Origin of the sequence: Paraburkholderia bengalensis (assembly GCF_037126505.1) — a bacterium.
Lineage (GTDB): Bacteria > Pseudomonadota > Gammaproteobacteria > Burkholderiales > Burkholderiaceae > Paraburkholderia > Paraburkholderia bengalensis.
Window position 1 is genome coordinate 18289 of sequence record NZ_JACFYJ010000101.1, and the last position, 10137, is coordinate 28425.

Consider the following 10137-nt stretch of genomic DNA (forward strand, 5'->3'; position numbering starts at 1 on the left):
CCGATACCGACCCCATGATGACGGCGGTCGAGAAGTACGAGCCGGGTTATCACGGCGTTTTTCCGGTGACGTTTGATCGCCGCTGGCACTGTGGTATCCATCTTGTGCCGGATACCACCGCTGAACCCGTGCGGGCCATCGCCGACGGCGAGGTGATTGCTTACCGTGTTAGCCAGAACCCGATTTCAGACGGCCATTTTGATGAGACGACGGGCCAGGAGGCATTGAATACCAACACGGGATTTGTGCTGCTGCGTCACGTTACCGACACGGGCGACGGGCGCACCCTCAAGTTCTATTCGCTGTACATGAACCTGCTGGATCTCACTGCTCAGAAGCAGCTTTACACGCCGCCAGCAAACCCATCGCAGAACACTTCACCTACGGCACTTGCAGCATGGCTGCTTGATGCCGCTGACGGGGTAAAACCGGGCAACGGCAAGAAGGTCTACCGCAAGGATAGTGCATGGCTTGATGAAAACGGCGACGGCAATTGCGTGCTGCTGACACCGAACCCCGTCAAGGACAAGAGCAACGACTACGAATACAACCTCTATGAGCGGGCGACGAAGCTCTATCCGGCGTGTCCAAGCGATGGGTACGAGATGCTGCGTTTCGGGCGCATTCTGGCAGACTCTCCTACGCTTAACATCCAGAACAATGCGACATGGGTGGCCGTGCCGTTTGACGCCAGCGGCACGCAGGGTTACTTGGATATCAGCAATACGTCCGTCGTGAAATTGTCGGACGCGGACTTCCCGTTCTTCACGGGCTGGAGGAAGGTCGACAGCGATAACGCACCACTCGGTGCCGATGGTCTGTTCAGCTACTACAAGCTGCGTCAGCTTGTCGGCGACGCAACGGCGACAGCTTACGAGACCCATCAGGATGATCCACAGTTCAGCCTGGACGATCAACTCACTTATTACGTGCAGCGCAACGACAGAGTACGCGATGGGCTTACCGGTTTTGTGTGTCACACGATAAGCGAGTGGGACCCGGCCAACAACGACCCGCGCTATCAGGACCTCAATAAGCCGGATGGGTATTTCGGCCAGCGCAAGGATACCGACCCGGACGGCTATGACAGGTTTATCAGCTTCGTGAAAAAACTTCAGTTCATGGATCAGGTGCCCTCACTGGCTGGTGGCAAGAAGCTCTGGTTCTTTCATTCACTTGCTTTCATTCGACATTTCAGAAAATGTAAATGGATTGGAGTCCAAGAGGTAGAACAGTTGCTGCCCGCAAAGTCGTGGCTTACGCAATCGGGGTCAACTCGGACATTGGTGTCCAATACATTAACTGCACACGACGTGGTTGCGCGCATCTCTCCGCACCTTCGCGACCTAAATAGGACGATTCGAAAATATTCGTTCGATTCCTCGTCGGAGCGGATTGCGATATTTTGGCTCAGACGTATATCGAAACAGACCGATGGAAGACATTTTCTGAATACGGCCATGGCGCGCCAAATCCAAACATTCCAATGGCGCAGTACTATGCTGCATTTTATGGGCGTGAATTATGCAATTGACTTGGGCTAGTGCGTATGATGCCTACGGGGATTTTACTGCGCAACCAACTAACTCCGGCGCATATGTCGGGGAATCGCGAATTACGCAAACGTCCACTCATTACTGGGATGATCCAACCAAGAGGGATGCGCACGGTCATATAATAGGTATCATTGGAACGCGGAAGCAATGGGCTCCGCGCTTTAACCCCAATATTCTTGCAACTAACTCCCATGCGGGTTGCGACAGTGGTGGCTTTTTTTGGATATGGAAGCATCACGATCATACGCGAAATATAAGCAGAGTGGCTGATTTGGGATTCCTTGATACCACGATAGATAGGGTGAATAAACTGGTGAATGGTGGGTCTTTCGGCTATTTTGAGAGATTTGCTTTCTCATGGTATACAAGAAATATTTTTACGGATTGGATTCCAGAAAATATGGAATTTACAACACCAACCCCGAAACATATTTTTGTGCGAGTAAATTTGTCTCGACCTGAGTGAGTTACTGATCGTGAAAAATATCGTCAATATTATTGCAGTTACCCTGTGCATATTTTTTTCTTCAATCGCACTCTCGAAAACCGCAAACCCTGATCAAGACGCCTTTCAAGCGTGCATGAATCGGACAAAGCAGGATCGTTTAACTTGTGCTTCTGGATGCGGAATGATTCTTCGGCAATGTTACGACGAAGGAATTTCTGATGTGAACGATAAGATAAATAGTTTGCTATCGCAGATTAAATCGAAGAACGGGGATTCATGTAGGAATCTAGCGGATTCCTATCTTTCGGCTGCCACCAATATGGACAGTGATATCAGCCAGAAAGCCAACGACGTTCCGGGCTGGATTGGGAGCGAGTTGGAACTCAATTTTGCGAAGCAGCGACTCGATAACCTTATGTTGATCCGGCAATCTTGTAAGCCGTAGTTATGGGGCGCTTATCATCAATCTCATCTGGCTCCGCGAGGATTGTCTTTTTGATTGAACGTATCGAAGGGAAAGAAAGGTATGGGCAAGGCACTCGTATGTAACGGCGATCCAACGACGACGGGCGGGCACGTGATCGCGACGGCATCCACGATGTTCGACGGCGAGCGGCGCATCGCCCTTGACCGGGAAATGGCGACCTGTGGCCAATGTCCCGGCGAGCATCCGATACAGGGTACAGGAACGGAGATGGACGAGGACGGGCGCGCGAGCGTACTCGACGGCGACCAGGTGCTGTGTCCATGCGGGGCCAATCACGTCAAGGCGAGTCCCGATGCGGGATGCTCGGCCTGAATGTCTGCCCCATTGACACTTGGCGATATACAACGGCTGGCGGCTCGCCACAGTGGCCGGTGCCTATCGACGGACTACCGGAATACCCACACGGAACTACGCTGGCGATGCGTGCGGGGCCACGAGTGGGAGGCGACACCATTAGTGTGCGTCAGGGCAAGTGGTGTGCGGCTTGCGCCCACGACGAGCATAGCGAAGTCTGGCTCACTGCAATGCGTGCACTCGCCCGTGAACGTGGCGGCAAATGCCTTTCCGAAACCTGCGCGAACAGCCGCACGAAACTGCGTTGGCAATGCGCGCAAGGTCATATTTGGGAGGCCACAGCCGCCAGCATTCGTGTTTCGGGGTCGTGGTGCCCGGCGTGTGCCTTTGATCGTCAGAGAGGGACCATAGATGACATGCACGCGCTCGCGGCGCGGCATGGCGGCCAGTGCCTCTCGCATGAATACGCGGGACCAACGGGCAAGCTTCGCTGGCGCTGCTCCAAAGGTCACGAATGGGTCACGTCCCCCGCCAGGGTACGCAATGGCTTCTGGTGCGCAATCTGTGCGAAGCAGGGACGCCGCTCATCGAGGCTTGAGGACATGCACCTGTTGGCCGCGAGTCGCGGTGGCAAATGCCTGTCGGACACCTATGAAACGAGCGCGCGTCTGCTGCGCTGGGAATGCCGCCGTGGACACCGCTGGCTGGCCGCGCCCGCAAATATCAAGGGTGGAACATGGTGCCCGAAGTGCGCCCGTGCGGAACGCTCGAACCATACCATTGGGGAAATGAACGAGATTGCTCGCGAGCGTGGCGGGCGCTGCCTCTCGGACGCCTACGTGAACGTCACGACGAAGCTCGAATGGGAGTGCGCACGGGGCCATACCTGGTCAACGGCCCCGATGACAGTGCTGGCGGGTCACTGGTGCCCGGCGTGCAAATATCTGGACCAATGCGTATCGGACGAGGCCAGGCGCAAGTATCTGACCGTTGCCGGGTGCCCTTGACCCGGCGCACCAAAGACCGGGCATGTAACGTTAGCCGCGCCTCGTGCGCGGCTTTTCATTGGCGTATGGTCAATACTCGCAACGAGTCCATGTAGCTTTAGCCAGTGCACGGGAAAGATGCACGCGCAGTCAAAGGCCGTTGCAATGTGCGAGGGGTGCTGACCGTAGCGGCGTGGGTTGTTTTGTGGGTCGAAAAAAACAGAAGCCCCATAAATCATTGAATTTACGGGGCTTTGTCTTTGAATTTGGCGGAGAGAGGGGGATTCGAACCCCCGATAGGCTATTAACCTATACACGCTTTCCAGGCGTGCGACTTAAACCGCTCATCCATCTCTCCGGCGGGGACGCGCATTATAGCAGGACTCTTGCACCGCCGCCACCTGCCCTGACGGCGAGACGGTTCGCGCGCGCCAAAGCGCATCACGGATGCCGGATGTAATCGACCAGCGCCGTCGTATACGCGTCGGGCTTGCGGTCGACGAGACTCACGATCACCGTCACCAGAAACCCCGCCGGCACGCCGAACACGCCCGAGCTGATCGGCTCGATGCCAAACCAGCGCGGCCCGACAAAGCCCGTCAGCTGCGTGACGAACGGATACGTCGAGACGATGTACCAGATGCACACGGCCAGCCCCGCGAGCATGCCCGCCACGGCGCCAAGCCGCGTCGTGCGCTTCCAGAACACGCCGAGCACGAGCACGGGAAACAGGCTCGAGGCCGCCAGCGAAAACGCCGCGCCCACCAGAAACAGAATGTTTCCCGTATTCAGCGACGCGACGTATGAAGCGAACAGCGCCACCCCGAGCAGCAGAATCTTCGAGATCGTCACGCGCTTCTGGCTCGACGCATCGGGGTCGACCATGTGGTAGTACACGTCGTGCGACAGCGCATTGGCGATCGTCAGCAGCAGGCCATCGGCCGTCGACAGCGCCGCTGCCAGCGCGCCCGCCGCGATCAACCCCGACATCACGTACGGCAGCCCCGCAATCTCGGGTGCCGCCAGCACGACCATGTCCGGCTGCATCTGGATTTCGCTCCAGCGCACGATACCGTCGCCGTTCACGTCGGCGATACTGATCAGATAAGGCTCGACGCGCCGCCACTGCATCACCCACTGCGGCAGTTCGGAAAAGCGATGCCCCGCGAGGTTCGACAGAATCTCGTACTTGATCAGCACGGCGAGCACGGGCACGGTCAGATAGAACAGCGCGACGAAAAACAGCGTCCAGCCCACCGAGCGCCGCGCGGAAGCCACCGACGTCGTCGTGTTGTAGCGCGTGAGAATATGCGGCAGGCTCGCCGTCCCGAGCGACAGACACAGCAGCAGCGACAGAAAATTGCGCTGGTGAAGGCGCCGCTCCTCGTCGCTGCCGGCGGGAAACGGTTCGTGCATCGGCACGGGCGGCGCCGCGCGCTGCATCATCTCGTCGCGCTGTTGCGCCCACACGATCTGCGCCGTCGGCGCGTCGCGGGGAAAGCGCGAAATGCGACGTTCGAGATCGGCAATTTCGCGCAGCGGTCCATTGTGCCGCCGCAGATCGTCGAGCTGGTCGGTGAGACGGCCCTTCTCGTCGATGTACGACTGCGGCAGCCGGTCGATCTGCGTCTGGATCAGCGCGGCGCGCATCTGGTAATCGTCGCGCACCGCCTGCTCCGACGGCGCATCGCGCACGCCGCGCTCGAGCGACTCGACGCGCTCCATCAGCCGCCCGTAGTCGAACTGCGGCACCCAGCCGAGGCCGTCCTTGTGCGCGATCATCGACACGGGAATCAGAAACGCCGCGATCAGGATGATGTACTGCGCGACCTGCGTCCACGTCACCGCGCGCATGCCGCCAAGAAAAGAGCACACCAGAATGCCCGCCAGCCCGCAGAAAATGCCGATCGCGAAGTCGACGCCGATAAAGCGCGTCGCGATCAACCCGACGCCCTGAATCTGCGCGACGAGATAGACGAACGAACACAGAATCGCCGACAGCGCCGCGAGCCCGCGCACTGCATTGCTCGAAAAGCGCGTGCCGAGAAAGTCGGGAATCGTATAGCGCGCGAGCTTGCGCACGTACGGTGCAAGCAAGAACGCGACGAGACAGTAGCCTCCCGTCCAGCCCATCGTGTACGCGAGGCCGTCATAGCCCGTCGCGTAGATCGAGCCCGCGAGACCGATGAACGACGCCGCCGATAGCCAGTCCGCCGCCGTCGCCATGCCGTTGAACACGGACGGCACACGCCGCCCCGCCACGTAGTACTCGACGAGATCCGATGTGCGCGACAACAGCCCGATCACCGCATACACGGCAATTGGCACGAACAGGAACACATAGCCGATCCACATGCCCGGCCCGTTCGCGGCCTCGATGCGCCATAGCAGATAGATGAACGCCAGAAAGCCGAGCGTGTAGAGCGAGTATGAACGGATCAGCCGATTGGCGAGCTTCATCGGTCGGCGCGCCCGGCGAGGTCGTCTTGCGCGCCGGCTTCGAGCGCGCGTTGCAACGCCGCGTCGGCGCGCTGCATCAGCACGATATAGACGACGATCAGCAGCAGGTACGAGAGAATCGCGCCTTGCGCGCCCATGTAGAACGGCAGACTGAAGCCCGCAAAGCGCACGGCGCCCAGCGTCCGCGCACTGAGCGGCACGACGAACGAGACGACGAAGCCAATCAGCATCAGCACGACGATCAACACGAGGTTGAAGCGCCAGTAACGCGCGTGCGCGCGCGCCATCGCCTCCGTCACGGGCGGCGGATCGGGCAACGGATTGATGGTGTGTCGATGAGTGCGGTGTGGCGCGGCCATGCGCCTATGTATCAAAAACATATTGCATCGGCAATCGGGGTTGTCCGCGCAACCGCTTTCATGACGCTCTTCGCGGGCCCTGCGCCGTGCAAATGAAAACGGCGCATCCGCATTGGATGCGCCGTCCGCGCCCTGGCGTTTCAAGGCTTCAAGGTTTCATGCGATCGCGCCATGCTCAGCGCGACTCGCCCAGCTGGTCGAGGATCGCCGGGTTTTCCAGGGTCGACACGTCCTGCGTGATCTCCTCGCCCTTCGCGAGCGAGCGCAACAGGCGGCGCATGATCTTGCCCGAACGCGTCTTCGGCAGGTTGTCGCCGAAGCGGATGTCCTTCGGCTTCGCAATCGGGCCGATTTCCTTGCCGACCCAGTTGCGCAGTTCCGTCGCGATCTTCGCAGCCTCTTCGCCTTCGGGACGCGCGCGCTTGAGCACGACGAACGCGCACACGGCTTCGCCCGTCGTCTCGTCGGGACGGCCCACCACGGCCGCTTCCGCGACGAGCGGATTGGCCACCAGCGCCGACTCGATTTCCATCGTGCCGAGGCGGTGCCCCGACACGTTCAGCACGTCGTCGATGCGGCCCATGATCGTGAAGTAGCCGGTTTCCTTGTCGCGCACCGAGCCGTCGCCGGCAAGGTAGAGCTTGCCGCCGAGTTCTTCGGGGAAGTAGCTCTTCTTGAAGCGCTCCGGGTCGCCCCAGATCGTGCGGATCATCGCCGGCCACGGACGCTTGACGACGAGAATGCCGCCCTGCCCGTTCGGCACGTCCTGGCCGGTTTCATCGACAATCGCGGCCATGATGCCCGGCAGCGGCAGCGTGCACGAGCCCGGCACGAGCGGCGTCGCGCCCGGCAACGGCGTGATCATGTGGCCGCCCGTTTCCGTCTGCCACCATGTATCGACGATCGGGCAGCGCGAGCCGCCCACGTTCTCGTAGTACCAGACCCACGCTTCGGGATTGATCGGCTCGCCAACCGTGCCGATGATGCGCAGCGACGACAGGTCGTAGCTCTTCGGATGTACCTTCGCGTCCGCTTCCGCGGCCTTGATCAGCGAGCGGATGGCCGTCGGCGCGGTGTAGAACACGCTGACCTTGTGCTTCTGGATCATCTCCCAGAAACGGCCCGCGTTCGGATAGGTGGGCACGCCTTCGAACACGACCTGCGTGCCGCCCAGCGCGAGCGGGCCATACGTGATGTAACTATGGCCCGTCACCCAGCCTATATCGGCCGTGCACCAGAACACATCCGTGGGCTTCCAGTCGAAGGTCCACTTCATGGTTTGCGCGGCCCACAGCAGATAGCCGCCTGTGCTGTGCTGCACGCCCTTCGGCTTGCCCGTCGAGCCGGACGTGTAGAGGATGAAAAGCGGATGCTCGGCGCCGACCCATTCGGGCGCGCATTGATCCGATTCGCTCGCGGTGATCTCGTGCATCCACAGGTCGCGCTTGTCGTCCCAGCCGATCTTGCCGCCCGTGCGCTTGTAGACGATCACGCTCTTGACGGCATCGCAGCCGCCCATCGCGAGCGCTTCGTCGGCGATGTTCTTCAGCGGCAATGCCTTGCCGCCGCGCATCTGTTCGTCCGACGTAATCAGCGCGACTGCCCCGACGTCGACCAGACGCTCGTTCAGCGACTTCGACGAGAAGCCGCCGAACACGACGGAATGCGTCGCGCCGATGCGCGCGCACGCCTGCATCGCGACGATGCCTTCCACCGACATCGGCATGTAGATCACGACGCGATCGCCCTTCTTGATGCCGCGTTTCTTCAGCGCATTCGCGAAGCGCGACACGCGCTGCAGCATGTCGCTGTATGTGACGTTGGTGACGGTGCCGTCGTCGGCTTCGAAGATGATCGCGACGCGCTCGCCGTTGCCCGCTTCGACATGCCGGTCGATGCTGTTGTACGACGCGTTCAGTTCGCCGTCGTCGAACCATGTGTAGAAAGGCGCGTTCGACTCGTCGAGCACCTTCGTGAAGGGCTTATTCCAGCTGAGCGTTTCGCGCGCGAGCTTCGCCCAGAAGCCTTCGTAATCGCGCTCGGCCTCGGCGACGAGCGCTTTGTACGCGTCCATGCCGGACACTGATGCCTGCGCCGTCATCTCGGCGGAAGGCGGAAACACGCGGCGTTCTTGAAGAACCGATTCAATCGCAGACATCGACTACCCCTTGGTGAAGATGAAACATCAATTCTTGCCAGCACGCTCGCGATGCTCGCCGCCCTCGGGCGGCTGCGCAACGCGTCGCGCCGTGTCCTGTAGTGGCACCGCAGAATGATGGCTCGCGGCGTGTCTCCCACCCTCGCGCGCCGCTTCGAGCGTACGCGCATAGCGATTCGTGCAATGGCAGGCGCCGCGCCGCAGCAGCGGGAACGCCGCATGCCTTCCATTGGCTTCGATCAGTTCCCACGATAAGGGTTGCAACTTACCGCGTACTTACGTGACAGACGCGCTGCCGCCCAGGCAAAACACCAGGTGCTGCAGTGCACGATGCAAGCAGAACGCAAGATTTGCATCCATTCACCGCGCACGCCGCGCGCCCGGCCGTTCGTCTTTGCGCCATCGTTAGCGCCCTTTTACAATGCTAACTGAACTAGCCGTCCGGATTCCAGTTTGAACCGCTACTCCCTGCTCCTCATCGCCGCGATGCTGCTCGTCGGCAGCAACGTCGGCATCGGCAAGTCGATTGTCGCGTTCGTTCCCGTTCCTCTCTTCGCGCTGCTGCGTTTCGTGATCGCGATGGCCGTGCTGTGGCCGCTCTTGCGCGCGAGCAAGCTGCGCCGCGTGAAAGCGGGCGAATGGCTCAATCTCTTTCTGCAGGCGCTATTCGGCACATTCGGGTTTACGCTGCTGATGCTCAATGGCGTGCACCGGACCAGCGCCGTCGCGGCGGGGGTCATCACGAGCACGATTCCCGCCGTCGTCGCGCTGTTTTCGTGGCTGTTCCTGAAAGAGAAACCGGATGGCCGCGCGCTCGCCTCGATCGCGCTCGCCATCGTCGGCGTGGTCGTCATCAATCTCGCCCATGCCGGTCAGGCGGCGGGCGCCGCAAGCGAAAGCTCGTTCGCGGGCAACCTCGCGGGCAACCTGATGGTGCTGGGCGCCGTGTGCTGCGAATCGCTATATGTGATCCTGTCGCGGCGCCTGACGCAAACGCTCGCCCCCATCGATATCTGCGCCTACACGCATCTGTTCGGCCTCTTGCTGATGCTGCCGCTCGGCGTGTCGTCGCTGATCGCGTTCGATTACGCGAGCGTGCCTGTTAGCATCTGGACGCTGGTGCTCTGGTACGGGTTGTCGGCCAGCATCTTCTCGTTCTGGCTGTGGATGAAGGGCATCCGCCACGTGCCGGGCAGCCTCGCGGGCGTGTTCAGCGCGGTGCTGCCCGTCGCGGCCGCCGTCTATGGCATCGTTTTCCTCGACGAGCGCCCGACGCTCGCGCACGGCGTCGCGCTAGCCTGCGTGATCGCGGGCATCGCGCTCGCGAGTCTGAGGGTGAAGCGCGTGCCGCCCGTCGCCTCGTAGCGCGCGCGGCAGGCCCGGCGCGCC

At 60.6% G+C, this 10137-nt stretch carries 9 protein-coding genes and 1 tRNA gene; 5 read left to right on the forward strand and 5 right to left on the reverse strand.

What is annotated here, in order from left to right:
• Positions 1-14 precede the first annotated feature (14 nt).
• The 4 genes from H3V53_RS35840 (at position 15) to H3V53_RS35855 (ending at position 3792) form a co-directional block, all read left to right on the forward strand.
• A complete protein-coding gene (locus H3V53_RS35840; RefSeq protein ID WP_336601876.1) occupies positions 15-1544 on the forward strand; it encodes a hypothetical protein in 1530 nt (509 codons plus the stop codon).
• A gap of 488 nt (positions 1545-2032) precedes the next feature.
• On the forward strand, positions 2033-2449 hold the full coding sequence (locus tag H3V53_RS35845; RefSeq protein ID WP_336601868.1) for a hypothetical protein: 417 nt from the start codon (positions 2033-2035) through the stop codon (positions 2447-2449).
• An 81-nt stretch (positions 2450-2530) separates the two neighbouring features.
• Positions 2531-2803, forward strand: a complete 273-nt coding sequence (locus H3V53_RS35850) for a PAAR domain-containing protein (protein ID WP_336601869.1) — start codon at positions 2531-2533, stop codon at positions 2801-2803.
• A 212-nt stretch (positions 2804-3015) separates the two neighbouring features.
• Positions 3016-3792 carry a hypothetical protein gene (locus H3V53_RS35855; protein WP_336601870.1) on the forward strand — a complete coding sequence of 259 codons (777 nt, stop codon included), beginning with the start codon at positions 3016-3018 and terminating at the stop codon, positions 3790-3792.
• Between the two features lie 246 nt (positions 3793-4038).
• Here H3V53_RS35855 and H3V53_RS35860 read toward each other — a convergent pair.
• From H3V53_RS35860 to H3V53_RS35880, 5 genes are all read right to left on the reverse strand, one after another.
• Positions 4039-4129 (reverse strand) — tRNA-Ser (locus H3V53_RS35860).
• A gap of 83 nt (positions 4130-4212) precedes the next feature.
• Positions 4213-6231, reverse strand: coding sequence for a sodium:solute symporter family protein (locus tag H3V53_RS35865; protein ID WP_336601871.1), 2019 nt, complete (start codon positions 6229-6231; stop codon positions 4213-4215).
• Positions 6228-6590 (reverse strand): DUF4212 domain-containing protein, encoded by a 363-nt coding sequence (locus H3V53_RS35870; RefSeq protein WP_336601872.1) that lies wholly within the window; start codon positions 6588-6590, stop codon positions 6228-6230. Before H3V53_RS35870 ends, H3V53_RS35865 begins: the two co-directional genes overlap by 4 nt.
• Positions 6591-6765: 175 nt before the next feature.
• Positions 6766-8748, reverse strand: a complete 1983-nt coding sequence (acs, locus tag H3V53_RS35875) for an acetate--CoA ligase (RefSeq protein ID WP_336601873.1) — start codon at positions 8746-8748, stop codon at positions 6766-6768.
• Between the two features lie 27 nt (positions 8749-8775).
• Positions 8776-9012: a hypothetical protein gene (locus H3V53_RS35880; RefSeq protein WP_336601874.1), complete on the reverse strand. Its 237-nt coding sequence runs from the start codon at positions 9010-9012 to the stop codon at positions 8776-8778.
• Between the two features lie 189 nt (positions 9013-9201).
• On the opposite strand from H3V53_RS35880, the gene H3V53_RS35885 reads away from it, so the two are divergent.
• Positions 9202-10113, forward strand: coding sequence for a DMT family transporter (locus H3V53_RS35885; RefSeq protein ID WP_336601875.1), 912 nt, complete (start codon positions 9202-9204; stop codon positions 10111-10113).
• The last annotated feature ends 24 nt before the right edge of the window (positions 10114-10137 follow it).

Coding starts and splice junctions, on each gene's coding strand:
- H3V53_RS35840 (WP_336601876.1), top strand. CDS start 15: ATGATGACGGCGGTCGAGAAGTACGAGCCGGGTTATCACGGCGTTTTT.
- H3V53_RS35850 (WP_336601869.1), top strand. CDS start 2,531: ATGGGCAAGGCACTCGTATGTAACGGCGATCCAACGACGACGGGCGGG.
- H3V53_RS35855 (WP_336601870.1), top strand. CDS start 3,016: ATGCGTGCACTCGCCCGTGAACGTGGCGGCAAATGCCTTTCCGAAACC.
- H3V53_RS35865 (WP_336601871.1), bottom strand. CDS start 6,231: ATGAAGCTCGCCAATCGGCTGATCCGTTCATACTCGCTCTACACGCTC.
- H3V53_RS35870 (WP_336601872.1), bottom strand. CDS start 6,590: ATGGCCGCGCCACACCGCACTCATCGACACACCATCAATCCGTTGCCC.
- acs (WP_336601873.1), bottom strand. CDS start 8,748: ATGTCTGCGATTGAATCGGTTCTTCAAGAACGCCGCGTGTTTCCGCCT.